The sequence below is a fragment of the Lactobacillus xylocopicola genome (assembly GCF_033096005.1).
Taxonomy (GTDB): Bacteria; Bacillota; Bacilli; order Lactobacillales; family Lactobacillaceae; genus Lactobacillus; species Lactobacillus xylocopicola.
In genome coordinates this window covers 32,037-58,301 of record NZ_AP026803.1, presented here as the reverse complement: position 1 = coordinate 58,301, position 26,265 = coordinate 32,037, and the positions used below count along the sequence as shown (strand labels likewise).

Here is a 26,265-nt window from a genome sequence, read left to right as displayed (position 1 = left end):
CTTTTAATTTATCTTTATAGTACAGTGTAAAGTTACTCGAAAGCAAAAATTTTTTCGAGGCTAACTAATACTATCAAACAAAGAAAATAACTCCTTATATTTTCCACTTGCCTTATAGTTAGGCTAATGACCTAAGATAAATACAATCTAAAAAAACAGGAGGCAAATAATGAATTTATTGATTTTAGCAGCCAACGGACAAATTGCCCAGCTAGTCGAACAGCGCATTTCGCAGGAACCTAAGTTCAAAGAGGTGCACTTGACTTTGGGGCTACGCAACAGGCGCCGGCTGATTGATTTGCAAGATCGGGCACGCATCTTAGAAGTCAACTTATTGAGTGCCCCAGACGTTGACAGTGCAGTCGCCGGGCAAGACCTAGTTTTCGTTGGGATGGTTGACCATAGTCCTGACAATGTGATCACGCACAATGTTATAGAAGCCATGACCAAGCACGATGTCCAGCGGGTTATCTTTTCCAACATTCTCGGAATATACAATGAAGTCGGCGGTGAGTTTGGGCGCTGGAATTATAAGCAAGTACTGCCTGGTTTGCAGGAGGCCATCCATTCCGACCAGCTATTAGCTGACTCCGGACTCAAATATACCACCCTGCGTTTACCGTGGCTCAATGACCGGGCAGAAGTTAAGTACACTATTACCACACGCGACCAACCATATTATGGTGTTTCCGGATCACGCCAAAGCATGGCCGATGTGGTTTTGCAGATCATTGCCAACCCCAGCTTGTTTGTTAATGAAAGTATTGGTATCGCCGATCCAGATACTGAGGGCGAAAAAAGGCCCGTTTATTAAAAAGGAGAAATAATAATGAATAAACCAGTTATGTTAGTTGTTGGTGCCGGCCAGATCAGTATGGCAATTGCCCGGCGAATGGGCGCTGACCAGAAAATTATTTTGGGCGACAAAAGCTTGCATAACGCGCAAACAATTGGACGCGTTATGCAGGAAGCCGGCTTTGACGTTGAACCGATAGAGATGGACCTATCTTCCCGCGAGTCTATTAAAAAGATGATTGCCACCGGGCAAAAGTATGGCCCAATTACAACTCTGATTAACGGCGCCGGCCTGTCACCTAGTCAAGCTTCAATCGCAGCCATTTTAAACGTTGATCTCTATGGGACAGCCGTATTGCTGGAAGAAGTAGGTCAGGTCATCGCTGCTGGTGGTGTGGGCGTGACCATTACCAGTCAATCCGGTCACCGCATGCCCGCGTTAACCCCAGAGCAAGACCAGCAATTGGCACTAACCCCAACCGCAGAATTATTAAAGCTCGACCTTTTACAAGAAGAGAACATCAAAGATACACTGCAGGCCTACCAACTGGCCAAGCGCTGCAATGAAAAGCGGGTAATGGCCGAAGCCTTGAACTGGGCTAAACGTGGGGCGAGACTCAACGCTATTGCTCCCGGAATTATTGTCACTCCCCTAGCGCTAGACGAATTCAATGGCATCCGAGGCGACTTTTACAAAGAAATGTTTGCCAAGTCGCCGGCTGGCCGGCCCGGAACGGCCGATGAAGTTGCCAACGTCGCCCAACTATTGATGAGCCCGCAGGGTGCCTTCATTACCGGTTCAACCTTCTTAATCGATGGTGGTGCCACTGCCGCATTTTATTACGGTGATAAGTAAATAGCATAAGGAGCAAAAATCATGAAAACGGCAACTTTTAGTGAGCCAGGGAAAATGACCCTGCAGGAATACCCCCATCCGCAAATTGAGGCCGACACAGATGCAATTATCAAAGTTATCCGCACCTGCGTCTGCGGTTCTGATCTGTGGTGGTACCGCGGCATCTCCCAGCGGCCCCATAATAGCCCCGTGGGACACGAAGCCATTGGCATTGTGGAAGCGGTCGGCACCAAAGTTACAGCAGTTCAACCAGGCGACTTCGTCATCGCGCCTTTTACCCACGGCTGCGGCTACTGCAGCGCTTGCCGTGCCGGTTTTGACGGCAGCTGTCTCAATCAGACCGGCGGGACTAATGGTGGCTACCAGGGCGAATACCTTAGGTTTCAAAACGCTGCTTGGGCACTGATCAAAATTCCGGGCCAACCTAACGACTATACCGACGACCAGTTAAACGACCTCTTAACTTTATCTGACGTCATGGCTACCGGTTACCATGCAGCAGCCAGTGCCGAGGTCAAGACCGGTGACACGGTTGTAGTTTTCGGCGACGGTGCGGTAGGTCTGTGCGGCGTTATTGCCGCCAAACTGCTCGGCGCCAAGCGGATTATTGCAATGAGTCGCCATGAAGACCGGCAGCAGTTATCACGAGAATTTGGTGCAACTGACATTGTGCCTGAAAGAGGGCAGGACGCGGTCGAACGGGTCCTGGCGCTAACTGATGGGAACGGTGCCGATGCTGTCTTAGAGTGCGTTGGCACGGAGCAATCGGTTGCAACCGCGGTACAAGTTGGCCGGCCAGGGGCAATAATTGGCCGCGTTGGGGTACCGCAAAAAGCTGAAATGAATACCAATAACCTGTTCTGGAAAAACAGTGGTTTGCGGGGCGGCATTGCACCTGTAACCAGCATTGACCGTAAGGTTTTACTAGATGCAGTCCTGCAAGGTAAAATCCATCCCGGCAAGGTCTTCACCAAGCGTTTCACACTAGACCAAATCCAAGCTGCTTATGAGGCAATGGATCGCCGTGAAGCCATCAAATCCCTAATCATTGTGAGTGAATAATTAACTAAACAAAGCCTGAACCTTCTTAGATTAGCTCTAGCAGATTCAGGCTTTTCTCTTACTCTTTTGGTAAAAATCCTCAATTTAATATAATTATTTAGCCGCGCCAAGATTGACAGCAACGCAAACTAACTTGCCACTATTCTAGCTAGGTCAGCTGCATATTCACGGGGATGGTTGAGAACAAACTGGCCGTGGTACAAGCCGGCTTTTATCTGCAGCAGACTAGCCGGCTGCGCTTTATGTAAAAGTGCGGCCGAGCGTCGCATCTTCCTGCCTTCTTTGCCACCTACAACGAGTATTACCCGCGCGCTCGTCTGCGCAAAACTGACAGGAATTGTGAAACTGGTATTGGCGACTAAAATTGCCGTTAGATTCTGCCGGCTGATACGACACGTGTCACGGTAGTAATCTTCAAAGTAAGCTGGTGCCATCTTCAGTGCCCTAAACTGCCAGCGTGCAAACCATTTTTGCTTGATTAGGCCGTAACTGGCAGCAAGTGTCACGGGCAGTAGCGCCTTAGTTAGCGGCGCCGGAATTACCTGTGCACTCTCAATAATGGCATATCGGCAAATATCTTTACGCAAGGCCAAGATTTCAACGGCAACCTGAGCGCCTAGCGACAGGCCACCAATTAGCAGCACAGAGCCCCCGTATCTCTGCTCAATTACCGCAATAATTGCTTGGGCGCACTGCCTAATGCTATAAAAGTCCTGGTCGCTGCCCGCGTGCCCCGGCAAGATGGGCAAAACCACGTGGTACTTTGAGGCTAGTAATTTCGCCTCCGTCTGGTAATTCCACCAGTTAAGGCCACCGCCATGCAGCAAGATAATTACTTCCGTGTGGTCTTGCCCGAATTCAATTATTTTCATTGTCTTACCTCAACGTAATTATACAATCGTTTTTGCTAAAAGCCCAACCAGTAAATAAATTTGCTGTCCCCTTGACATGGAGTTAACTCCAGCAATTATGATAATTTCTGTAATATTAACTATTAGGAGGATAAATCTATGTCAACAGATAAAAGATTAGAATTAGGCAAAAAAACATTAGCGCAGGTTGATGGCACGGCGGCCGACAGCGTGATGGCGGCTCTTCAAGGAATCGCTCCTGACGTGGGCAAATATATTTTTGAATTTGCCTTTGGCGATATTTATAACCGGACCGGGCTGGACTTTAAACAACGCGAAATGATCACCATTACCAGTCTATTGACCCAGGGCGATACAGCAGCGCAGCTTAAAGTTCATATTCAGGCGGCCTTGAATGTGGGCTGGACAAAGAATGAAATTATTGAAACTTTTATTCAGTGTCTGCCCTATGTCGGCTTTCCTAAGGTCCTGAATGCTGTGAACACTGCCAAGCAAGTCTTTGCTAAGAATTAACTTAGTAGTTTAGATAATAAGGGGTACTAGGATAGTAATTATCCTAGTACCCCTTTTAGTTAGTGGTCATAACGCTTCAGCTTAGCTTGATAAACCCCAATCTTATGGTTTAAAAAAGCAATATGTTGTGCAAGCTCCGCAGATTCAGCGGCCAAACGTTCCTTTTGTTGGTATAACAGCTCTAAGCGTTCATTGATAGTGCTATCTCCCTGGTAGCGCAACTGGGAGTATTGCTGAATTTCCTTGATGGGCATGCCTGTCTGCTTTAAACGCTTGATGAATTCAATCCAGCGCAAATCACTTTCATCATATATCCGGCGATTATTCTGATCCCGCTTCGGAACAATCAGCTTTTCCTTTTCATAATAACGCAAGGTGTCAATCGACAGCTTCACTTGGTTCGAAAATTGCCCAATCTTGTATGCCTTGTCTTCCACTCAACTCACCTGTTTAAATAATTATAGTTTAGTTACAAGTGTACCTCCTATTCAAAACCATTCAAGGCTTCTAGTTGATTAATTTTCTTAATTTTTTGAATTAGAAAGAGACTAGTCAACAATAAGAACAAAATAATTAAACCGATTGAAATTGGGATACTATTAAGGTTTAGTTGTGTCGGGAAGGACATATCATCTGAAGCGATCGAATTTCCCAGCAAATTGTACATCCATGGACTAATAATTATACCGATGACGGTTGCTGCTGTAACCAAAATAGTATTTTCGCCTAGAATCAGTCTATTAATATTCCCACTACTCAATCCCAAAACTTTTTCAGTTGCAATGTCTCTTTTTCTTTCTGCAATGTTGATCGTACTGAGGTTATAGATTACTGCAAATAGAAGCAGCGCTGCAATAAGTACAATCATTATCAGAATTGAATTAACTGCTGTCGACGCCTTCTGATAGCCTTGAGCTTGCTTGCTTTTTAGCAAGACGTTTTTCACTAACGGATTTTTATCTAACCGCTGCTTTTCACCTTTAATGTTCTTAGCCTTGATGAATTTAGTTTGGACAGGTATATTCAACCCTTTACTTTTTAAATAATCATCAGTTGTGTAAAAGCCCTGGCTCATATAACTAGTATAAATTCCTTTGATGACCGTTTTAAAATTATCGTATTCATTATCATGGAATACCTTGAGCTTTACTGTACTGCCCTTTTTTAAAGCTAATCTTTGCGCCAATTTAGCAGAAATGTAAGTTCCCTGAAGATGAGCAAAACTCAATTTTTCATTACTAGTAGAACTTAAGTTGATTGCTTTAGCTTTGGCATTGATAACATTTAGGTGTGTCTCAGTATTTCCTACCTTGGCTGGAACAATAGCATAGTTATCAACGTAAACTACGGATGGATCTTGGCTAATTTTGCCTTGTTTGTTACTAGTCAAATTAGCACTAAGATCATATTTTCGAACATCCTGAAACTCTGTCTGTTCAATGTTACCAAAGGCAAACTTTAATCCAAAAGAAGAAATTAGGATCGTCACACAGAAAGCAATTGCTAACGCACTAAACAGAAACTTAATCTTACCACTGGCAATATTACGCACTAACAGCTTGCTCTTAAAAGAAAGATGACGCCAAATACCCGGTATTTTGGCCAAAAAAGTCCCAGCTTTTGCCTTACTGATGGTTGGACGCATCGTATTGGCAGCTGATTCGTTTAATAATTTAGCTGCATTAATAACCAACGCAATTAATTCGACCACCAGTACTGCAATAAATGATCCGGCTACCAACGATAAATAGTTACCCTGCATGATTTTAGGGAAATCAAATAAGTTTCCCAAAGTTTGATTGATTATTTGCGGAAAGATCAGAATACCGATTAGTGACCCGATAGCTGTACCCACAATGGCAGTAACAATACCCGGAAAGAATAAATATATTAAAATATTCTTCCGCGAAACTCCTAAAGCTTTAAAAATAGCTATTTCTCCTCTTTTGTTGCTGACCTGCTTAGAGTAACTAATTAGCGTCACTGCAATAGTTAGGAGAATAAAGACAGCTGAGATCACAATAGCAATATTTTTGATTGTTGTTAATTTGCTATGAATCATGTTATAGCTCATAAGATCCTGCCGCTTAACTACAAAAGCATTCCGATCAACAGCGTGAAGACGATCAATTACCTGGTTGCTTGACGATGATTTTCCCACCTTGATTACTAACGAGTTAACCGGCAACCCTAGTTTTTTCAGTCTTTTATTGGGTATAACCCCGTAGCCATACTTTTGGTGGTTAGGGAAGGGTTCAGCAGCATTCTCTGTTAAATATAAATACTTCGGACTGCGAATCGTTCCAGAAATTTTAGCTTTAACTCTTAGCCCATTAATAAGTAGTTTAACTTGATCGCCAATTTTGAGCTGGTTTTTTTCAAAGTACAAGTGATCAACGGCAATTTCATTTTGGCGCGGATAATTTCCTGCCAAGAGGGTTAACTGGTTAATTTTGTTACTTTTACTGTAGCCATTAATCAACAAATTGTTTTTTTTAACGCTTGCCTGATAATCATAATTTTTAGCGATTTTCTTGATGCCCGCAATATTTTGTATTTGACGTACTTTCTTAGCAGAGAAATTTCCCGAAACTTCCAGATCTTCCAAATTTGAATGACGATAGTAGTCAGAAACAGTTTTTTCTAAGTCACTGGATGATTTGGAAAACCCAATAAAACAGGTAATACCAATTGCAACAATAATAATTAATGATAGAAGCTGCGAACCATTTTCCTTAAATATTTCCCTACGAAATTTTTTGAGTAAATATATTATTCCCATACTCTCACCTACCATTCCAATTTTTCGACTGGCATTTTATTTTTATTGATAGCAATATTGGCAATTTTACCGTCTTTGATTTTAACTACCTTATCCGCCATTTGGGCAAGCACCGAATTGTGCGTAATAATAATGACAGTCTTTTGATAGGTCTTATTAAAATTAGCCAGTAGGCTTAAAACTTCCTTACTGGTTTTAAAGTCAAGTGCACCAGTTGGTTCATCACATAGTAATAAAAGGGGATTTTTAGCAATTGCTCTGGCAATGGCAACGCGTTGCTGTTGGCCACCAGAAAGTTCCGTTGGAAAGGAAGCGAACTTTTTACCTAACCCAATTTCTTGCAATATTTTTTGGGGATCGAGCGGATTCTTAGCAAAACTACTAGAAAATTCAACGTTTTCTAGCGTCGTCAGATTAGAAATCAAGTTGTAAAATTGAAAGACAAAACCGACATCATTACGCCGGTATAACGACAACTTCTTTTCCGAATAATTACTAATCATGACACCGTTAACGTTAATCTCACCAGATGAAACCGTATCCATTCCTCCTAATAGGTTTAATAGCGTTGTTTTACCTGCACCACTGGCACCAACAATAACTACTAATTCCCCATCGGTAATCTTTAAATTAAGATTATTGGCCGCATACACTTGCTCATTACCGCTTTGATAGATCTTACAAACTTCTCTCATTTCAATAATTGACTTGTTTGTCATAATTTGTCATCTTCTTTCTGTAAAAATATGATCAATTAATATGTCAACCAATATTTTGATTGATTCATCGTATTTATCGCCATAATCGTCTTTATTTAATGCTGAGGAAAAGATAATCTGAACCATAACGGTAATGTTTTCATAAGGATAAACCGTTTTTAAGTTAAGAATCTCCAAAATTCTGGTTAAATCCGTAATGTCTTTTTGCCGTAGCTTTTCCTTTGCATCATCAGGTAAGCGGCGAATTAGCTTGGCGTATTCAACATTAGATAATTGTTTAATCCAGGGGTATTGACCAATAGTGGCAACCAAGTAAAGCAGGATCTTTTTTAGTCTGTCTTTGGCCGGAAGTTTATCCTCCTCAGCAAGATAAGTTGACTTATTAATAATATTGTCTTGAATTTTATTAATCACTTCTGCAAAAAGATCGTCCTTTGACTTGAAAAAATGATAAAAGGAGCCCTTGGCAATACCAACTTTTTTAACTAAGTCATCTATGTTAATTGAACTTATTTTTTGATGATTTAATTCCTCAATAAATACTTGAATTAATCGTTCTTTTAGTTCTTTTTTCTCTTCTTCAGTAAAACCTCTACTCATTACTATCTCCTTATAAATTAACTTTTATTCGATTTTTCTTTCATGACCAAAAATTATATTTTAGTCATACGGTCACAAATAGTGTACTTTTAATAACTTAGTATGTCAATCTATTTTGAGTAATATTTTTCACTTTATAGTTGACTTAACCTTAACTATAAGGTCTATATTTTTATTCAACCCCAAAATTAATCACCTAACGAGGAGGTATACTTCATGACAAAGAAAAAAGTAGCGCTTTTCATCGCTACATTTATGGTAATAGTTATCGGGGTGAGGGTCTTTGGCACCTTACCTCAAAATAATAAAAATTCACCGTTCAGCGACATTTCACTCGCCAAAAAGGTGAAAAAGAACAAGAGGTCCTCCAAAAAAATGAATCAGTATTTAAAAATCAAAGTTGGTAAAACAGTTCTAACTGCTAAGTTGGCAGATAATTCCTCTGCCAAGGCACTAAGCCAAAAATTGCAAAAGAAAAGCCTAACGCTGAGATTTCACGATTTTGGCAATTTCGAAAAAGTCGGCGATTTACCCTGGTCTTTACCACAAAATAACGAGCAAATGACTACCAAACCAGGAGACATTACGCTTTACCAGGGCAACCAATTATCTCTTTATTACGATCACAATTCTTGGAGTTTGACCAAGATTGCCAGAATTATAAATAGCAGTCAAAGCGACTTGAAAAATATCCTGGGTAAAAAAGATGTGACGGTCAAACTGGCTTTATAACCCTGGCTTTAATTATGACCCCAACTTATTAACAGCAACTGAGAGCAAGTATTTTGTCGTTAACGGGATTAGCCCTATAATGACCTTGCAATCTTAAAAACAATTATCGGAGAAATAAAATGACCAAAAAAAGCAAAATCACCATTACCAGCCTCGCGGCCGTAATTCTACTTGTAATCTTATCCTACCTGCTAATCAATAACTCTCACCAAGACTCAGCCAAGCAGATTGATACACCAACTATTTTTGTTCACGGTTGGGGCAGCAGTTACCATGCCGAGGAAAGTATGGTGCGTTATGCGCGCAACCACGGCGCTAGCAACAGCGTTATTCGGGCCGATGTTAGCCCCGCAGGAAAAGTAAAGTTGATTGGCACCATTAAAAAAGGCGCTGTTAATCCCATCGTTGAGGCTAACCTGGAAAACAACAAAAGTGTTACTGGCAGCGAAAGTGATCCGGGAAAAGCTTATAGCAAGAGTAGCCGCTACGTTAAAGCAATCGTAACAGCGCTACAAAAAAAGTATCGCTTCAAAAAAATAAACTTGGTTGGACACTCGATGGGTAACTTGCAAATTATCTATTACTTGCGCAACAACCTTGGTACCAGCAAGATGCCTAAGCTCAACAAGCTAGTAGCCATCGCTGGCCACTATAATGGCCTTGTTCGCGAGCCGAACTCATCATTAAAAGTTAATCAGAATGGTTCACCGCAAAAAATGAGCGCCAGTTACCGGCGACTGCTAAGCTTGCGGCAGAACTTTCCCCGCAATGCTCGCGTATTAAATATTTACGGCGATACGGGTAGGGGCAGTGACGGCACTGTACCTATTAACTCATCCCGGACGCTGCGCTACCTAGTTGGTTCACGGGCTCGCTCTTACCAAGAAAAAGAATTTCATGGTCCTAATGCTCAACACAGTAAGCTACATGAAAATGAACAAGTTGATCGCGTACTGATTAAGTTCCTTTGGTCCAAGTAGAACTTACTTAATCTTGCCCTGATCGTACAGATCGATTTTAGCTTTCAAACGCTCGATGGATTGTTGGATAGTCCGTTTATCTTCTTCCAGACGGTGTAATTCGTCAACCAGAATTTGTCGTCTAAGCGGCTTGGTATCAGTACCCTGCTGCAAGAGCTCGGTGTAAACAACCAAGTCCTTAACCGGAATCTTTACTTGGCGCATACATTTGATGAAATTAATCCACTCCAAGTCACTTTCAGCAAAGTGGCGTACACCATTTTTTCTTTTGACATTTGGCAACAAGCCAACTTTTTCATAGTATCGCAGGGTTACCGGTGTCAACTCAACTTTTTCTGCCACTTCAGAAATTTTCATTTTTTCCTCCATTTTTCTTGACTTAACCTTAACTTTAAGTTTTACAGTTTAACTATAGCAAAAAAGGAGGAACTTTTAAATGAGTTTAACAAACAAGGTAATTGTGATTACTGGTGGCTCTTCCGGGATAGGTGCAGCTACTGCTAAACTGGCAGTTGAAGCTGGTGCCAAGGTAGTCATTGGTGCTCGCAAAGAAGCTGACCTGCAAAAGGTCGTAGCAGCGACTCAAAGTGAAAATATCTTGTATCAGGTAACCGATGTAACCCAACCGGACCAAGTCAAGGCCCTCATCAACCTGGCAATCAATAATTTTGGCCGCCTTGACGTGTTATACAACAATGCGGGAATTATGCCTCAGGGCAACCTCATCGAGGCTAAAACTGCCAGCTGGCAAAAGATGTTGAATATTAACGTGATGGGGGTCCTAAACGGGATTGCAGCAGCTTTGCCGCTCATGAAAGAACAGGGACACGGGCTTATTATGGCAACGGATTCGGTGGCGGGACACGTCCTCTATCCTGGATCTGCTGTCTATAATGGCAGCAAGTTTGCCGTCCGGGCCATCATGGAGGGCTTACGTCAGGAAGAACACAATAACGGGATTAAGACTGGGACTATTTCGCCTGGCGCGGTTCGCACTAACCTGCTGTCAACGACCGAGGACGATCAAATTAGAGATCTCTATGAGCGTTCCAACCAGGCACCAAACGGTTCTTTGGCCGCTGAAGACGTTGCCCGCGCTGCCATCTTTATGATGGACCAACCAGAAGGCGTTGACATCAACGAAATTCTCGTCAGACCAACTGGCCAAGGAATTTAGTTATCTAGCACCTCTCCGCTAAAAAAAGCACCTGTTACCCTTAAAAAGAGCCAGGTGCTTTTCCGGTATGGTCACCCAATAATTGTTTCACGTGGAATCAAGCGGCGTTGCAAGCTCACATATACTAGTCATATCCATCTATCAACTAAAATGCAGACAAGGAATTGGAAAAATATTATGGAACTAAGAGTTTTAAATTATTTTGTAGCGGTTGCCCAAGAGGAAACCATGACCCGCGCTGCCACTAAATTGTTGATTTCCCAGCCTGCTCTATCAAGGCAAATCTCTGACCTTGAGACTGAACTAGGGGTCAAATTATTCAACCGCAAGACGCGGCATTTAACCCTAACCCCCGATGGCCAATATTTGTTAGGACAAGCCCAGAAAATCCTCGGACTAACCGCTAAAACCAAGAATGACCTGCAATCAACTTCCTTTGTCAGCGGCGATTTGACCATTGCCGCAGGCGAAAGCAGCGGCATGCAGCCCGTTATGAATGTCATCAGCAGTATTATCAAAGACCATCCTACCGTAAAAATCCACTTGCTCAGTGGCGATTACCACTACACGACACAGAAATTAAATAGCGGTGACGCCGACTTCGCTATTATCATTGGTGATGTGCCCCTCAATAACTACGCCTCTCTTACCCTGCCTCAAAAAGACGATTGGGGTGTCTTAATGCGCCCTGATGATCCATTAGCCCAGAAGAGTACAATTAGGCCACAAGACCTAGTTTGTCGGTCAGTCCTCAACTCCCAACAAGCCCAAACCTTACAAATTTTCCAGAATTGGCTCGGTAATTATTCTTCCTGCGTCAACTTCATTGGTACCTATAACCTCTACTTCAATGGTACAATGATGGTCAAAAATCATGCTGCGCTAATGTTCGCCTTGGACAATCTGGCTGATACGTCGCAGGAATCCGGGCTAGTTTTTAAGCACTTGACCCCTGCATTGGGCCAGTCCGTCAAGGTGGCTTGGAAGCAAGAAGTCAGCCTCTCACCGGTTGCTGAACTATTCATTAAACGACTTAAGGACACCCTCTTTACTAGCAGATCGGCTTAGCATCGATTATACTGACTATCTTATTATGAAAGTAGGTTTTATTTTGACTACAGAAATTGAAATGCAATATCATGACTTAATCAAATCATTTTTGGCTGATGTGAACACTAATTGTGCTAGCCACTTGCACAAAGATCGGGTACTGATTCCGATAATTGCAAGTATTACCCAGGGAATAACTACAGCACTCGCTGACCAAGTTGAAACCTGCTTGGCTGCTGGCATTGAGCCGGAGATCTTACTGGAGGTGGTCTACCAGCTAACTCCAGTTGCCGGAACCCTTAAGGTGCAACAGGCACTACCGGCAATTCAAGCGGTCTTGACTAAGCATCAATTCAGACCCAGCCCGAGCGCTACTAATGCAGATGAGAATTATGGTGCTAGTATTCAAGCAGACTTATATGGTACTGAAATCAAGAACTTATTAAAAGACTTGCCTGACGAAGCAGGCGACTTTGTTCCCCAGGCACTGACCAACCATTTCTTCAATGACTTTTATAACCGTAGCCGCTTAGACGTGCGTGACCGCGAACGCTATGAATTGCTCGCCCTCATCACCCTAAACGTTGACTTTCAAATCAAGGCCCACGCGCGAGGCAGTCTGAGGGCTGGTAACAGTGAAAGCGAGCTGGTTTGGGCAACTATCCAGTTGCTACCTTACATTGGCTTTCCCCTGGTCATCAACAGTGTGCAGGTTATCCATCAAGCAGTCAGCCAAAGCAAATAACTTTGGTTGATAAAAATGCAGTAGTCAAATGACTACTGCATTTTTAGCTTCCAGTACTTTGGTATTTTTTTAGAAACAGGCGCCATAATTGGTAGATGAGTACAAAAAAGACCAGGCAGACGACCGGAATAATGGCCAACCAGCCCCATTCATGACGTTGGGCGATACGCTCCTGGGGGATTGATGCTACCCAACCGAGCGGTAGGATAAAGGTCAAAATGAATTTTAACCCACCCGAATAAATTGCTAACGGATACTTGCTCATTTCAAAGAAGTCAAAAGTAGTTTCAGCTAAATCGGAAAGACCGTTTGAAAATAGTGACACCAAATTACCCAAAACAGCCAAACTTAAAAAGATCAGCGAGGTGAAGATGGCTATAAAAATAAACATTACGGTAATATACCAGGGATTATGCAGCCGGCTGTCGACAAGCACTAATAATAGTAACGACACCAACAAGTCTCCCCAGGAATCCTCATCAACCCGCTCGTTAATCAGCTGAAAAAGCGGGTTGACAGGCTTGATCAAAATGGTATCAAGCGAACCCTTGTGAATGTAATCAGAAATATTCAACGCATTAATAAAGAAGCAGCGAAAAATTGACCAAGCCAGCGTCGCTAGTGCATAGGTCAGCAGAAGCTGGTCAAAGCTATACCCCTTAATGCGCGGAACAATATTAAAAATAAAGCGAAGCGCTACAATATTTAGCACATTCTGAATAATCATCCCCACAATTGCAAAGTAAAAATCAAGGTCATAGATCGCCAGAGATTTGAGGTTGACCTTCATATAGGTCAATTGTAGTTTTAAATAGCGCATTAACTTAACCTCCCTGAATGACCGTTACACTGACAGCATGCTGATAGAGTAGCTTGAACAAAAGTGCAAAAAGTGCGATGTAGAGCAACTGGATTACAATAATCTGGCCAAATAAGGGCACCGTCGGATGCTGCGCCAGCAGGCCAACTGCTCCAAACGAATATTGAAAAGGCAGGTAAGCCGCCAAGGTTTTTAACGCCTGCGGATAGAAGTAGGCGGGAAAGACATTACCGGCCAAAATTAGCAGAATAGCCTCCTTAAAGGCTGAAATCCCCCAGATGCTATAAGCATAAAATGACCATAGACCAAGGAGCAACTCCAACTCAAAGTACAAAAGATAAGCTAAAGCCGCTGCTACTGCTACCATTACGACCATAATCAGCGTTACCTGAAAGTCCAAAACCCATAAGTAGATAAGCACGTCCACAAGTCCCACAATCAACAACTTGGCAACCGAATAACCGGCACCTTCCCAAAACAATTGTGTTGCCAGGGTAACCGGCTTGAGCAGATCAAGCGCAATATCACCGGAGCGCACCTTGTCATCGACATCATAACTTGTCTTAGGAAACAAAATCGCTAATAACTGCATCAAAATCAGATAGCTAAATGTTTGCTTAAATTCACTCACGGGTTTACCCGCTAAGACGGCTTTCCACAAGAAGTACTGCACAGTAAGTGAAATTAAGGCAGAAACGAGGTAAAACAAGAGAGCATACTTCGAGGCGAGACCTTTTTTAAGTCCGATCTTGAACAAAATCAAGCGGTATTTCATTGATTGACCCCCGCTGTCGCAGTGTGTGCAAGCAAATATTCCAACTTACCACTCTTCACTTCGATATGGTCGATGGGAATCGCAGCGGTCAGTTCGCTCAAAATTCGCTTGATGTCCTTTTGACTAACATTAGCCAATTGATAGTCACCATTATCAAGGCGCTCAAGCGGCCAGCGCGCAGTCAAATCATCATAAGAGCTGGTCTTACTGGCAAAGGTAATGGTAGCCGGGACTGCCAAGTCCGCTAATTCCTGACTGTCCTTATTCAGTACCAGGCGGCCTTGATTAAGGATAACGATTCTGGAACAGACTTTTTCCACCTCATCCAGGTCATGCGAGGTAAACAGAATAGTCTTATCGGTTAGTGTTTGTAAAAAGTTAACAATGCTATTCTTACTGAGCACATCTAGACCAATCGTTGGTTCATCTAAAATAATTAGCTCGGGATCGTGAATCAGGGCTGCAATGAATTCAGCCTTCATCCGCTGACCCAAGCTGAGGTTACGGACTGGCTGTAGCAAAAAATCACCAGCATCAAGCAACCGGCTGAGCTGGGCTACCCTTTGGGTAAAGTCCTTTTCAGAAACTTGGTAAAGCTCGCGGTTTAACTTGAAAGTATCCATTGCCGGTAAGTCCCAGCGGAGCTGGCTCCTTTGCCCAAATACAACCCCGATTTTTCTGGCATTTTTTTGCCGGTTGGCAATCGGATCACTGCCAAAAGTCTTGACTTGTCCCTGGCTAGGCTGCAAAATCCCCAAGATCAGCTTAATCAGGGTTGACTTGCCAGAGCCATTCAGCCCAACAAGTCCAACCCGCTCACCGGGGTTAATATTCAGTGAAACTCCCTTGACCGCATCAAATTCTTGGTACTGCTTGTGGAATAACCTGGCCGAGATTACTTTTTGATATTGCTTGGAAAGGTTTTCGATTTCAATTAGCACAGCTATTCCTCCTCAGCACCTAAAAGTATCATTATTTTAGCTATTACAGCTAAGTTTGCTTTAAACAATTACTTCATTATTTAATCAATTATACACTTTAATCTAATTTTATAACATAATTCTGGCAGCCAGCACTTATTACGGCAACGTCAAGCAGACAATCGCATTTTTTGATTTTCAATATTGCAAAAGACAGCAAGTTAAAACGTTCATCAATAAGTCATATATTAACATTTAAGCACAAAAGCCTGCAAACCCCGCTATAAAAATTTATCAAAAGCAATAAATCCTTGTCAGACATGGCATGCTGTCAAAACAAAAAATCTTATTTATGAATTTTTACTTTTTTGCAAGTGATTTAAAGCTAATATTTTACCTTCTTTATAAAGTAACAATATAAACATTTTTATGTTTTAGAATATAGTATTTTTACACTGATAATTACTTGTATTTCTAACGTTTATTTACAAAAAATGTAAATAAATGTTGGATATTTTTCTGTTTTTTAGTTATACTATTATTTGAGGTAATTACTTTATTCTACAGACAGGAGGTTGCGTAACTATGATTTTTGCTTTATTACACCAATTAATAGCTTTATATTTCCATTTCACACACGGAAACACTACTGCAGAATAAAAATGTAGTTGATATGTTATAAGAAAGGCGTTAGGTTTTAGTATCTAACGCCTTTTTATTTATCTATCTAATTATATCCTTTTACAAATAAATACTAATAGTATTTTTACAGCTGTTAATCTAACTTTATCAAGTGAGCAAACGGCAGTTTGATGGCCACTTCTGCCCTAATTTAGAAATTAACGCCAGCGGAATAGAGAGAGCTGTAGCCTTGCTCAAGATTACCACTTGCATCAGCGACTTTTTTGTTAGACGAAGCTAGCGCCAAAGGCACCCACTTCATGATTGTTTATCACTACTTGAATTTTTTACCAAGCGATTTTGCTATTAAGCGCATTAAACACTCTAAACAAAAAGTGCTGAAACGGTTAGTGTTTCAGCACTTTTATTATGCCTTACTATATGACAGCCCACGCTTTAGCCGCTTCCAAAAACTAGTGTCTTCGGTTTGCAGAATCAGGCCTTGGTAAATCTTACTAATGTAGACCATTAGGGCCAGTTCGCTGATTACCAAGATAGCTAGCGAGATACTAATTTCCAGTGTACCAACATGACCACTAATAATCCGGAGCGGCATCACAAAGGATGAAAAGAGCGGTACATAGGACATGATTTGGGCTAAAAGCTGATCCGGCTGATTGATGAACATGAAGGTGACAATGAAGGCCAGCATCACGAGGAAGCTAATCCAGGAGGCTGCCTTGGAAGAGTCTTCCACTTTAGCAACCAAGGCGCCGGAAAAGGCTGCCAGGATGATGTAGATAACCACGCCCAAGATGACAAACAGCAGATTGACATTAAGCAGATTGCCCAATACTTCATTAATAAGATGCTGGTTATCATGCATGAAGGGTGCGGTCTGGCTGGCGTGCAACGCCCACTGATAGATGGCCGCGCCGCCCAGAATGTAGATGGCCACTTGCGTCAGGATAACGCCGAAGATGCCCAGAATCTTACCGAAGAAATACTTGGCAGCCGTTGTACTGGAAAAGATGATTTCCATGATCTTGCTACCCTTTTCGGCAGCAATCTCCTGGGCAGTCACACTGCTATACAAGATCAGAATCATGTAACTCATGAATATTAGCACAACAAGTGAAATGTATTGTGCTAGCTTGTTATCACCTTTGCTGTGAGCCCGCTGCAGAATTTCTTGGTAGCGCGGCTTTTGGGCTAACGCCTGCGCTTGCTGCGGAGTTAGGCTGGCCCGTTGCAGGTTGATTTGTCCCTGCAACTTTTGCGCATAGTTCATTACCTTAGCCTTGAGCTCATCATCAACACTCCCAGCTCCGTGGTAGGTGGCTTGTAGCTGGTGGTGCTCAAGCTTGAGCACCAGATAACCGTCAATGTCTTGGCTAGCCAGCTTTTTATGGGCAGCTGTTGCGGTCTTAATATCAGCGTCAACCAAGTTCTTATTCGACTTGATGAAACTTTGCCGTAATTGGGCGTTCTGACTAATTACGGCAATTTGTTGGTCCGAATTAGTAGAATCGGCTGAGTTACCACCGACCAACCCAAAGAGAATCGACACACCAATGAAAATAAAGGGCATAAAGACTAGCGTTACAAAGGACCAGGACTTGACCTGGCGCCAATATGTTTGAAAAGTAACAATCCACAGCTTATTCATTTTTTTCACCAGCTTTCATCCTAAAAATCTCGTCTAAGGTTGGCGGTTGCTGCCTAAATTCCTCGATATACTGACCCTCAGTGACCGCCTGGAAGACTTCAGCGCCCTTAGCTTCATCGTCAAGGCGCAGCAGGTAGCGGTTAGCTTGTTGCTGCTCGACCGCTTGCACATGTGGGAGCTCGGCCAGCTCTGCCCGGGTCTTAGCTGTCTTAACATAGATCTCGGTTTTACCAAAGGAATCACGAACCGTTTCCAAGTCACCGTTCAAGACTACTTGGCCATCTTTGAGCATGGTCAAGGTATCACAAATCTCTTCAACATTAGTCATATCATGACTAGAAAAGATAATGGCCGCCTGCTGGTCCTTGACCTCGGCAATTGTGCGCTTGAGCACGTCGGTGTTGACTGGGTCAAGGCCGCTAAAGGGCTCGTCCAAAATAATCAGCTTGGGCTGGTGGATTAAGGTACAGATCAGCTGGACTTTTTGTTGGTTACCCTTGGACAGGGTTTTAATCTTGTCACTCTTCTTGCCCTTAACTTCGAAGCGCTCAAGCCAGGAATCAATCTGTCCCCGAATCTCCTTCCCCCTACAGCCTTTCAGTTGGGCCAAGTAGACGATTTGCTCCTCGATGGTCATCTTTGGCATCAGGCTCCGCTCTTCCGGTAGGTAGCCAATCGAATTGAAAGTGGACTCGGTGATGGGAGCATCCTCCCAAGTTATTTGCCCAGCATAATGAAGAAAGTTTAAGATACTGTGAAAGGTCGTCGTTTTACCCGCACCATTTTGGCCAATTAGGCCCATAATCTGTCCGGGTTGAATGGTAAAGTTGACATCTTGAAGTGCATGCACGGCCCCAAAGTTCTTGCTTAAATGTTCTACTTGCAGCATTGCCGTCCTCCTAAATAATATACAAGATAGACCAATTATACCTTACTGTTTAATGCAAGGCTAATCTTTTCTTAACAGCAAAAAACCAGCCATTACAGCTGGTTTTTTAACTTCTATTTATCAATTGCCAGCTCTGCTGCTTTAACGGCATGAAGACGCGTGGTATCAAACAAATGTACTGTAGTATCTTTTTGCTGGATTAATTCACCAATTTCGGTACAACCCAGAATTACGCCTTGGGCTCCTTGTTGGTGCAATTCATCAACGACTTTAAGATAAAACTGCTTAGAATCTTCCTTAATTTGACCGAGACACAATTCATCATAAATTATTGCACTAATTTTTTCGCATTCACCATGATCAGGGATGACGACCTTAATCCCTTGCTCGATCAGCCGCTTTTTGTAAAAATCTTCTTCCATCGTAAATTTAGTTCCCAGCAGACCGACTCGATCAATCTTTTGCTGCTTTAATGCTTGAGCAGTTACGTCAGCAATGTGGAGAATGGGGATTTTGACTTGGGCTTGAATTTGATCAACAATTTTATGCATGGTATTCGTACAGATTACAATATAATCAGCTCCAGCTCGCTCTAACGAACGACCTGCTTCGCCTAGAACACGGGCGCTTTCATCCCACTGATTGGCAAATTGGTACTTCTCAATCTCTGCGAAATCAACACTGTATAAAAGACATTTAGCTGAGTGAAGACCGCCTAATTCCTGCTTCACTGTTTCATTAATGAGTCGGTAATAATCTGTTGTGCTCTCCCAACTCATTCCACCGAGCAATCCAATTGTTTTCATTTAAGACTCCTTTTCAATCCTATTGGTGATTTTCATGAAATCATAACACACAATTACAACAAAGAAAAACTCCAAAAATCAGGCACAAATTAATGTGGCAGCCGAGCTGGATCATGGCGAGATCTTTCCGTATTATCAAAAGTTGATTCATTTGCGCAAGCACTATCCGATTATCGCTTACGGCAGCTACTCTCCGCTTGATCTGGACCATCCTCAGGTCTTTGCCTATTGCCGGCAATACAGCGGACAAACGCTCTTGGTAATTAATAACTTTTATGCTAATCCCGTTGCCTACCAGTTACCTCAGCAATATCAGGGCCAAGCAGCCGAAGTCTTAATTAGCAACTACAAGCAGGAGCTCCGCCAGGTGCCAGCAGCCATCAACTTGCAAGCCTATGAAGCCATCGCGCTATTACTTAGATAATCAAAAACCTGTTTCCCTAAAACTGGAAACGGGTTTTTCATTGAGCAGTTAAAAAGCCTGTCCTTCCTTATTGGGAATAACAGACTTTCGTAATCAGCTGAGCGCTATTGGGGCTTTATTGTCGTTTAAATATTAAATGAACTCCGCCGTCTGTCAGTTTCTTAACCGCTTTAATTGCAAAAGTGTCAGAAACATATTCGCCTAAAGTATCAAAAGCTGACTTTTCATTGGGATTACCATTAACATGTGGCGCTATAACTAGTGAAATTTCATCGACTAACTGTTGTTTCAAAAAGAGGCCGTCAATAATGGCGCCGCCACAGACTGCTAAAGTATTAATAGCAAAGTATTTTTTTAATTTAACTAGTACTTCATTTAAATCAAAGTCTTCTTCACCGCCAATGATGTATGGGATATTCATGGCTTGCAAAAAGGCCAGATATGCTTTAGATGCCTGCTTAGTCACCACTTCGATAGCATGCATTTTATGCTGGTTATATTCAAAGTAATTGTTTGTCCAGAGGCATTTACCCTTGCGATCAAAGGCAACGGACCAAGTTGCAGATTCAATTTCAGGAATCCAATCCTCATATTCAATTCTGGCGGTAGCATATTTACTTAGGTCTGCATGACCGCTAGCCGCATACATTTGAATTGTCTTGCGCCCATTTCCATCGGCATTGCTTAAGTTAAACAACTCATCCGCATAATATGCCCCCGACAAGTTACTACTATGCGGTCCATCTATCTTGCCGTCAATTGAAACATACATATGCACGATGACTTTACTGCGCTCCATCTTGCCCCGCCCTTTCTAATAATATTTACCCGAGCTAGTACCACTACCTAACCCAGAACTTGCTAATCTCCAAAAATTTCCTTAGCATAATTCATCGCTGACCAGGCTTTGGGCCAGCCAGTATAAAAAGCTAGGTGAGTAATCAACTCCACTATTTCTTCCTTGGTGACACCGTTGGTCTTGGCAATCTTCAGATGGGCCTCAAGTTGGGGCACACCTTGCGTCATCAAGCTTGCAACCGTAATTAGACTACGGTCGCGAGCAGATAGCTTATCTTCACGCGCCCAAACTTCCCCAAATAGCACATCATCATTTAATTCCGCAAATTTTGGAGCAAAATCACCCAAATTATCGCGACCGGCTGTTTGTTTTTTCATTATTCTGCTCCTTGTTCAACTTTTTCGTATTCTTCATCTGCCACCGGTTCAAGCCACACTGGTGTGCCAGCTGTAATAGCCAGGTGGGAGAACCAACTATCCTTGGTTGCTCCGTGCCAGTGTTTCACATCATTGTGCACAACCACCACATCCCCTGGATGCAACAAACGCGCTGGCTGGCCAAATTCTTGATACCAGCCCTCACCACCGGTAATTAACAAAATTTGAAAGCCCTCGTGGTGCTGATGCCAATTATTGCGGCAACCTGGTTCAAAGGTCACGTTGCTAACGCCCACATTAAGTTCGGGATCATTTACCAGGCTTGCCAGATAGCTTTTACCAATAAAATCCTCTGCATAGGCCACATTTTCCTGACCAAATGGGAAAATAATCCCCTGCTTAACTTCTTCATTTTTCATTTTTGTCTTCCTCCTCAAATCTACTCAGATATGCGGCAAAGTCGCCCTCATCGTGATTGTTTAACTTACCATCATACCAATCAATCTTGTGAGATAAAATTTTCAGGTGAAACTGCATTTCTGCTATCTTAGACAGGCTGTTCGCCTTAACCTTTTGCAACAGCGCCTGCCGTTGGGGGATCGTCTCATCACCCTGGCTACGCAAGGTGACGTATTCCTTAATCTCATTCATACTCATGCCGCATCCCTTCAGGTGCAACAAGAAACCCACCCACCGGATGTCATGATCAGTGTAATAGCGCTGACCATTGTCATAACGGTGGGGAATGATTAAGTTTTCACGCTCGTAGTACCGCAGCGTATATGGAGAAAGCCCGACTAAATGAGAGAATTCACTAATTTTATATTCCTGCACCATCCTGCTTTAGCTCCTTTCAAGATTATTACTAAGCATATTCTTTATAGTTAACTCTAAGTCAAGAGTTTTTTGCAAAAAAATCATCTAAAAAACGCACCCTGCGGCGCGCTATTTTATTAGTCATTTTTAAATTAACTTCGAGTCCGCTTAGCTTATTTCTTCGTCAGCCAATAGACCACCAACTCCACTACTAGAACCAAAAGCAAGAATATACCCAGTACCGCCAACGAGCTTAGTTTGACTCCTATGGTATTAACAGCTCCACTTCCGTCATATTTCCTAAACCAAATTACTAGGGCCAAAATTGCAAAAATAATCACCATTACAGCATTTACAATCTGCCACCTATTCTGCTTCACCGTATTATCCCCCTATAATTATCTAATGGTTATGGCTGCCTAAATAATTTGATAACTGTCACCATTAACCATAATCGCTTGGCTATTATTGATGGGCAATAGCTTCAACTGATCTTGATAAGTCGCAATGATTTCTTCGACTGCTTCCTTAAAGGGCTCCTCGCCCTGGTGCGGCAAAGGATAAAAATCGGTTAACGCAAAGCCACGATCATCAGTTAAAGCCGGCGCAACCGTGGCATCATCCATCATTTTGTTATAGGTAATAGTCGGCGCCAGCACGATTGCACCAGCAGATTCACCCACATAAGGGATACCGGCCTTAATTCTTGCACTAATCAGTCCTAGTAAGTCTTGGCGCTTTAATTCTTGCAAAAGATAGAAAGTATTACCTCCTGTGATAAACAGTATTTCAGCTGCCGCAATTGCTTGGGTTACACTTGCGGTTGCGGTGCTAGCAATATCTAGATCATTTACTTGAAAACCCAGGTCTTGGAGAGCTTGGCGTCCCTCATCGATATAACCAGTATAATCTTCAACGTTGCCAGCAGTGGTAATGAAAGTTACCTCTTTTGCACTGATCTGGTTCGTCTTAATAAACTGCTTAAATTGGTCTACCGTTCCGGCAAAATAAGACGTTAAAAATAGTTTTTTCATTATTGTCCTCCACTCCAAATTATATCCAACACGTCGTGACCTGTAAATCTACCAAGTTGATTGATGTCCTTAAAGAGAATTTTTGTCACAAATTGTGCAAAAAGTGCAAAAAATATTTATAATGTAGGTAACTCAGTTAAAGGGGAAACAAGATGTCCAATTCAAAAAACAAGCAAAACAGCCAACAAGAGGAAAGCTTAGGCAAATTTATCCTCGATATTGTGGTCATGATGGTCGTGATTTTGGGGGGTTACTACCTCTTATTCAATTTCGTTCTTTCCAATGATAGAGTTTCCGGTCCGTCCATGCAGCCCACCTTCGAAGATGGCGACCGCTTAATTTCTGTCCGAAACTTCGAACCCCGACGCGACGACATCGTTATCTTGAAGGCACCCAAAAAGGCCAATGATCCTGGTGCTTTATATATTAAACGAATTATCGGCCTACCCGGTGACACGGTTGAATCTAAAAACGATCAAATGTACATTAACGGCAAGAAGATGGCCCAGCCGTTTCTGAACAATTCCTACAAGAAGAAGCATACCGATCCCCGCAACCCTTATACTAATAACTTTAATATTGGATCATGGATTTCTACCAAACGCAAGCATGTTCCCCAGGGCCACTACTTTGTCATGGGTGACCACCGTGATGTATCAAGTGACTCAAGGCGCTTCGGCTTCGTCAAACGCAGTGAAATAATTGGCCAAGTTAAGTTACGTTACTGGCCGTTTAACCAAATCCAGGGCTTTTAGGTTGCTGAAGTTATCATCAAAAAGTTGGTTAGTAAAAACCACTATTCTAAAAATAGCATAGTGGTTTTGTTTTAGTTAGTTTTTACCCGCTAGCAAAGTAGCTTGCTTAGCGCTTTAATTTTGGTAGAGGACGGCCAAGGCATTGATATAATCTTGATCAACAACGGGGTGAAGGTTGTCATTGGTAGTAATCTCACTGTCATTTACACTTGGCGCCATAATTTCATGCTTATCATATTCATTATGATCTAATCCTAATGCATGACCCACTTCATGTAAAACAACATAATTGAATAACAGATCATAGTTACTATTGGCAGTAATATTGCCATTATAGATCGTGATATCGGCTTGATCAATCAAGCCGATATTTTTATATTTATAGGCATACTCAACTTCAGTGGAACCCAACTTATTTTCCGTAGTAGTTCCTAGTTCAAAGGTAATATTGGCTTTACCGGTGCTCCTAGTCAACTTCACAATTTTTAATTTATTGATTTGTTTAATCGCTACCGCGGTTAGTTGCTGTTGTTTAGCACTTAATGCACTATCATTGTAAGTAATCTTGGTCTGCGGCCAACGAAAGCCCTTAACATGATACTTATTTAAGAGCTTGGCAGTAAAATTTTTGACCGTCGGAACTGGATAATTAGAGTTGGCCTTTTGAACTTTAGGTACTTGGTTAACCGGACGGTAATTTTTAATTTTACGCCCAATATAGGCATTCTTTTTAAAGCTATAAGTGTATTTGTAACCCGGCTTAAAGTCTTTAACCGTTTTAACCACCAGGTAGCTAGATTTTTTCTTTTTTGCCTTCTTGTGCTTGTGGACCTTGGCATGACTTGTTTTTGCCTGAGTCATGGCCGGACTGACTACCGTAGGCGCCGTGCTTACCGTTACCGTAATTAATGACAAAACAGCGATAATTATTTTTAGCGTTTTTTTGAACTTAATCTTCATCATGCATCTCCCTCTTTGGCTATGTAAATACTATAACGTAAATAACTAATAAAATAAATGCTTACACTCTCTTTAAGGTGCTGGACCCTTAATTGCGGTAGTCATTAACGAAAAAGAGCACTATTTCAGCAATAATTAATAAATTCCAAAGCGTTACTAGCACTATCCCAATCACCAGCAGGATGAACTTCAATTCAGCCTGCCCCACCTGTTGGTATAAAATGACACTCCACATCAGGAAACCGTAACCTAGAACGAATAACAGCACATTGATAATTTTGAGTACTTGCTGATCTGTCTTCATGTTCAAGTACTTGTAACGCTCATCAGCATCAAGGTCCTCACTGGTGCCCACGTCTTTGGCATTATAGTAGGTCCCCACCGTCACCACCAGACACAAAACAAGCCAAACTAGGTCCTTAACAATATATTCCCAACCAAGGTGCTTGAGCAGGTGCTGACTGATCCTAAATACCTTACCTGCAGTAAGGATCATAAAGAATACAGTTTCGGCATAATATTTCAGTTTTCTCTTTCTATTCTTCGTCATTTTCGAAGTACTCCTTTAAACAAAATAACGTTTCGATATCAGTCGCAAAAACTTGCGCCAACTTATAGGCCAGAAGAATTGAGGGCTTATACTTACCTTGTTCGACCGAAATGATGGTGCGCTCAGTTACGCCAGCCTTTTCAGCGAGTTCGCGCTGTGTCCAGCCCAGCTCAGTTCGCTGCTTTTTAACCAGATTGTTAATAATCCCACCTCCGCCTTTACTGAAGTATGCTTCATGTAGTTTGTTTCATATTTTACTTAAAAAAATTTTAAAAGCAAGATTTTTTTATATTCATTGATCAAGTTTGACCACCTTTAATCATTTGATCGCAAGCAAAAAGTCTGTTATTCAAGCTCTCTTGAAGCTGAATAACAGACTTAGTGGATTTTTGGTTAGTTTTACTTTTTTAGAGCTCAATCGGGACTAGATTAATGCTGCTTTACTTAGCTTGCAACGCGCGCGATAAGCGCTCAAGCAGGTAGACAACCGGAACTTGCGTAGTTAAGTTGATAGTTTGACCAATAATCTTAAATTCTAAATGATAAGCAAAGTTCAAGTCCGATAAGCAGGCAATTGTGTTGTCCTCATTGTTAGTAATACTGACAATCGTTGCGCCTAACTTACGAAAATGCTTCACTTGATCAATGGTTGGCTGCCCTTCACCACTAACGGATAAAACAATTACCGTTTTACCCTGATAGGAATCGCGGCTTAATTCAACCGGATAATATGGATCATCAATTGCAAATGCGTTACGTCCATTATTAACAAACTGCCGAGCGCCATAATCACATAAGTCACCTGACGTGCCAATGCCAAAGAAGACGAAGTCGTTAGTTTTTACGGCAATTTTCTTAAAGCGAGCAATTTTGGCATCGTAATCAGCCAAGAATTCCTGCGAGAAGTAATACTGGGCCTGGTAAGTGATATCATCAACTACCTTATTTCGACTAAGTTCCTCTTTAATTTGATTTTGTAAATGATAGTAATGCTCATAACCCAAGGCCTGCAGAGTACGGACAATTGACGCTGGTGAGACCTGTAAAACACTGGCTAACTTGCGTAAGGTGATTTCCTTAACCTGTTCTTTGTTAGCAACAATGTAATTATAGATCCGTAACTGTGTTGCCGTTAATTTCTGCCTTGCTTGCATCACTTATTCCCCG

General features: G+C 42.1%; 33 protein-coding genes. 11 read left to right on the top strand and 22 right to left on the bottom strand.

Translation table 11 applies throughout. From position 1 onward, the window contains the following. Window positions 1–169 precede the first annotated feature (169 nt). The 3 genes from R8389_RS00310 to R8389_RS00300 are packed head-to-tail and all read left to right on the top strand — an operon-like array spanning window position 170 to window position 2,713. Window positions 170–814, top strand: coding sequence for an NAD(P)H-binding protein (locus tag R8389_RS00310; protein ID WP_317637531.1), 645 nt, complete (start codon window positions 170–172; stop codon window positions 812–814). Between the two features lie 15 nt (window positions 815–829). Continuing rightward, window positions 830–1,651 carry an SDR family oxidoreductase gene (locus R8389_RS00305; protein ID WP_317637530.1) on the top strand — a complete coding sequence of 274 codons (822 nt, stop codon included), beginning with the start codon at window positions 830–832 and terminating at the stop codon, window positions 1,649–1,651. A gap of 21 nt (window positions 1,652–1,672) precedes the next feature. After that, window positions 1,673–2,713, top strand: a complete 1,041-nt coding sequence (locus tag R8389_RS00300; protein WP_317637529.1) for a zinc-dependent alcohol dehydrogenase family protein — start codon at window positions 1,673–1,675, stop codon at window positions 2,711–2,713. 128 nt (window positions 2,714–2,841) lie between these two features. Here the strand turns inward: R8389_RS00300 and R8389_RS00295 are convergent, their stop codons facing one another. After that, a complete protein-coding gene (locus tag R8389_RS00295) occupies window positions 2,842–3,585 on the bottom strand; it encodes an alpha/beta hydrolase (RefSeq protein WP_317637528.1) in 744 nt (247 codons plus the stop codon). A 138-nt stretch (window positions 3,586–3,723) separates the two neighbouring features. Between R8389_RS00295 and R8389_RS00290 the strand changes: the two genes are divergently transcribed. Next, window positions 3,724–4,098, top strand: coding sequence for a carboxymuconolactone decarboxylase family protein (locus R8389_RS00290; RefSeq protein ID WP_317637527.1), 375 nt, complete (start codon window positions 3,724–3,726; stop codon window positions 4,096–4,098). A 59-nt stretch (window positions 4,099–4,157) separates the two neighbouring features. On the opposite strand, the gene R8389_RS00285 is transcribed toward R8389_RS00290, so the two are convergent. Genes R8389_RS00285 through R8389_RS00270 form a run of 4 tightly spaced genes read right to left on the bottom strand, consistent with a single transcriptional unit; the run spans window position 4,158 to window position 8,199 of the window. Continuing rightward, complete coding sequence (locus R8389_RS00285) at window positions 4,158–4,535, bottom strand: MerR family transcriptional regulator (protein ID WP_317637526.1); 378 nt, start codon at window positions 4,533–4,535, stop codon at window positions 4,158–4,160. Window positions 4,536–4,582: 47 nt separating this feature from the next. After that, entirely contained in the window at window positions 4,583–6,880 is a 2,298-nt protein-coding gene (locus R8389_RS00280) for an ABC transporter permease (RefSeq protein WP_317637525.1), read from the bottom strand. Window positions 6,881–6,888: 8 nt separating this feature from the next. Next, window positions 6,889–7,599 (bottom strand): ABC transporter ATP-binding protein, encoded by a 711-nt coding sequence (locus tag R8389_RS00275; protein WP_317637524.1) that lies wholly within the window; start codon window positions 7,597–7,599, stop codon window positions 6,889–6,891. A 6-nt stretch (window positions 7,600–7,605) separates the two neighbouring features. Continuing rightward, window positions 7,606–8,199 carry a TetR/AcrR family transcriptional regulator gene (locus tag R8389_RS00270; protein ID WP_317637523.1) on the bottom strand — a complete coding sequence of 198 codons (594 nt, stop codon included), beginning with the start codon at window positions 8,197–8,199 and terminating at the stop codon, window positions 7,606–7,608. Between the two features lie 216 nt (window positions 8,200–8,415). On the opposite strand from R8389_RS00270, the gene R8389_RS00265 reads away from it, so the two are divergent. After that, entirely contained in the window at window positions 8,416–8,931 is a 516-nt protein-coding gene (locus tag R8389_RS00265; RefSeq protein WP_317637522.1) for a cyclophilin-like fold protein, read from the top strand. Window positions 8,932–9,050: 119 nt separating this feature from the next. Continuing rightward, window positions 9,051–9,911: an alpha/beta hydrolase gene (locus R8389_RS00260; RefSeq protein WP_317637521.1), complete on the top strand. Its 861-nt coding sequence runs from the start codon at window positions 9,051–9,053 to the stop codon at window positions 9,909–9,911. A gap of 3 nt (window positions 9,912–9,914) precedes the next feature. On the opposite strand, the gene R8389_RS00255 is transcribed toward R8389_RS00260, so the two are convergent. Next, entirely contained in the window at window positions 9,915–10,268 is a 354-nt protein-coding gene (locus tag R8389_RS00255) for a MerR family transcriptional regulator (protein ID WP_317637520.1), read from the bottom strand. Window positions 10,269–10,347: 79 nt separating this feature from the next. On the opposite strand from R8389_RS00255, the gene R8389_RS00250 reads away from it, so the two are divergent. The 3 genes from R8389_RS00250 to R8389_RS00240 all read left to right on the top strand — a co-directional run bounded on the left by R8389_RS00250 (window position 10,348) and on the right by R8389_RS00240 (window position 12,883). Further along, window positions 10,348–11,088: an SDR family oxidoreductase gene (locus tag R8389_RS00250; RefSeq protein WP_317637519.1), complete on the top strand. Its 741-nt coding sequence runs from the start codon at window positions 10,348–10,350 to the stop codon at window positions 11,086–11,088. A 177-nt stretch (window positions 11,089–11,265) separates the two neighbouring features. Continuing rightward, entirely contained in the window at window positions 11,266–12,156 is an 891-nt protein-coding gene (locus R8389_RS00245; protein ID WP_317637518.1) for a LysR family transcriptional regulator, read from the top strand. Window positions 12,157–12,199: 43 nt separating this feature from the next. Then, a complete protein-coding gene (locus R8389_RS00240; protein ID WP_317637517.1) occupies window positions 12,200–12,883 on the top strand; it encodes a carboxymuconolactone decarboxylase family protein in 684 nt (227 codons plus the stop codon). Window positions 12,884–12,926: 43 nt separating this feature from the next. Here the strand turns inward: R8389_RS00240 and R8389_RS00235 are convergent, their stop codons facing one another. The 6 genes from R8389_RS00235 to R8389_RS00210 form a co-directional block, all read right to left on the bottom strand. Continuing rightward, on the bottom strand, window positions 12,927–13,703 hold the full coding sequence (locus R8389_RS00235) for an ABC transporter permease (protein ID WP_317637516.1): 777 nt from the start codon (window positions 13,701–13,703) through the stop codon (window positions 12,927–12,929). Window positions 13,704–13,707: 4 nt separating this feature from the next. Continuing rightward, on the bottom strand, window positions 13,708–14,478 hold the full coding sequence (locus tag R8389_RS00230; protein ID WP_317637515.1) for an ABC-2 family transporter protein: 771 nt from the start codon (window positions 14,476–14,478) through the stop codon (window positions 13,708–13,710). Beyond that, on the bottom strand, window positions 14,475–15,419 hold the full coding sequence (locus R8389_RS00225) for an ABC transporter ATP-binding protein (RefSeq protein WP_317637514.1): 945 nt from the start codon (window positions 15,417–15,419) through the stop codon (window positions 14,475–14,477). The genes R8389_RS00230 and R8389_RS00225 overlap by 4 nt, the downstream gene beginning before the upstream one ends. Before the next feature lie 1,027 nt (window positions 15,420–16,446). After that, a complete protein-coding gene (locus R8389_RS00220) occupies window positions 16,447–17,688 on the bottom strand; it encodes an ABC transporter permease (RefSeq protein ID WP_317638277.1) in 1,242 nt (413 codons plus the stop codon). Next, window positions 17,681–18,577, bottom strand: a complete 897-nt coding sequence (locus R8389_RS00215; RefSeq protein ID WP_317637513.1) for an ABC transporter ATP-binding protein — start codon at window positions 18,575–18,577, stop codon at window positions 17,681–17,683. Before R8389_RS00215 ends, R8389_RS00220 begins: the two co-directional genes overlap by 8 nt. 113 nt (window positions 18,578–18,690) lie before the next feature. Next, window positions 18,691–19,383: an aspartate/glutamate racemase family protein gene (locus R8389_RS00210; protein ID WP_317637512.1), complete on the bottom strand. Its 693-nt coding sequence runs from the start codon at window positions 19,381–19,383 to the stop codon at window positions 18,691–18,693. Window positions 19,384–19,477: 94 nt separating this feature from the next. Here R8389_RS00210 and R8389_RS00205 point away from each other — a divergent pair, with 94 nt between their 5' ends. Further along, window positions 19,478–19,807, top strand: coding sequence for an alpha-glucosidase C-terminal domain-containing protein (locus R8389_RS00205; RefSeq protein ID WP_317637511.1), 330 nt, complete (start codon window positions 19,478–19,480; stop codon window positions 19,805–19,807). Between the two features lie 115 nt (window positions 19,808–19,922). Here R8389_RS00205 and R8389_RS00200 read toward each other — a convergent pair whose 3' ends face one another. The 6 genes from R8389_RS00200 to R8389_RS00175 form a co-directional block, all read right to left on the bottom strand. Beyond that, window positions 19,923–20,606 (bottom strand): dihydrofolate reductase family protein, encoded by a 684-nt coding sequence (locus R8389_RS00200; RefSeq protein ID WP_317637510.1) that lies wholly within the window; start codon window positions 20,604–20,606, stop codon window positions 19,923–19,925. Between the two features lie 62 nt (window positions 20,607–20,668). Further along, window positions 20,669–20,983 (bottom strand): carboxymuconolactone decarboxylase family protein, encoded by a 315-nt coding sequence (locus R8389_RS00195; RefSeq protein ID WP_317637509.1) that lies wholly within the window; start codon window positions 20,981–20,983, stop codon window positions 20,669–20,671. Continuing rightward, window positions 20,983–21,402 (bottom strand): cupin domain-containing protein, encoded by a 420-nt coding sequence (locus tag R8389_RS00190; RefSeq protein WP_317637508.1) that lies wholly within the window; start codon window positions 21,400–21,402, stop codon window positions 20,983–20,985. Before R8389_RS00190 ends, R8389_RS00195 begins: the two co-directional genes overlap by 1 nt. After that, the gene (locus R8389_RS00185; protein ID WP_317637507.1) at window positions 21,392–21,820 is read right to left on the bottom strand and encodes a MerR family transcriptional regulator; all 429 of its coding nucleotides are present in this window, start codon (window positions 21,818–21,820) and stop codon (window positions 21,392–21,394) included. Before R8389_RS00185 ends, R8389_RS00190 begins: the two co-directional genes overlap by 11 nt. Window positions 21,821–21,972: 152 nt before the next feature. Further along, a complete protein-coding gene (locus R8389_RS00180; RefSeq protein WP_317637506.1) occupies window positions 21,973–22,179 on the bottom strand; it encodes a DUF3923 family protein in 207 nt (68 codons plus the stop codon). A gap of 39 nt (window positions 22,180–22,218) precedes the next feature. Then, window positions 22,219–22,833: a Type 1 glutamine amidotransferase-like domain-containing protein gene (locus R8389_RS00175; RefSeq protein WP_317637505.1), complete on the bottom strand. Its 615-nt coding sequence runs from the start codon at window positions 22,831–22,833 to the stop codon at window positions 22,219–22,221. 152 nt (window positions 22,834–22,985) lie between these two features. Here R8389_RS00175 and lepB point away from each other — a divergent pair, with 152 nt between their 5' ends. Continuing rightward, the gene (gene lepB / locus R8389_RS00170; protein WP_317637504.1) at window positions 22,986–23,588 is read left to right on the top strand and encodes a signal peptidase I; all 603 of its coding nucleotides are present in this window, start codon (window positions 22,986–22,988) and stop codon (window positions 23,586–23,588) included. A 114-nt stretch (window positions 23,589–23,702) separates the two neighbouring features. Here lepB and R8389_RS00165 read toward each other — a convergent pair whose 3' ends face one another. From R8389_RS00165 to R8389_RS00150, 4 genes are all read right to left on the bottom strand, one after another. Continuing rightward, entirely contained in the window at window positions 23,703–24,551 is an 849-nt protein-coding gene (locus R8389_RS00165) for a matrixin family metalloprotease (RefSeq protein WP_317637503.1), read from the bottom strand. A gap of 85 nt (window positions 24,552–24,636) precedes the next feature. Beyond that, complete coding sequence (locus R8389_RS00160; RefSeq protein WP_317637502.1) at window positions 24,637–25,098, bottom strand: hypothetical protein; 462 nt, start codon at window positions 25,096–25,098, stop codon at window positions 24,637–24,639. Then, window positions 25,085–25,267: a helix-turn-helix transcriptional regulator gene (locus R8389_RS00155; RefSeq protein WP_317638276.1), complete on the bottom strand. Its 183-nt coding sequence runs from the start codon at window positions 25,265–25,267 to the stop codon at window positions 25,085–25,087. Before R8389_RS00155 ends, R8389_RS00160 begins: the two co-directional genes overlap by 14 nt. Window positions 25,268–25,538: 271 nt before the next feature. Then, complete coding sequence (locus tag R8389_RS00150; RefSeq protein ID WP_317638275.1) at window positions 25,539–26,252, bottom strand: MurR/RpiR family transcriptional regulator; 714 nt, start codon at window positions 26,250–26,252, stop codon at window positions 25,539–25,541. Window positions 26,253–26,265 lie beyond the last annotated feature (13 nt).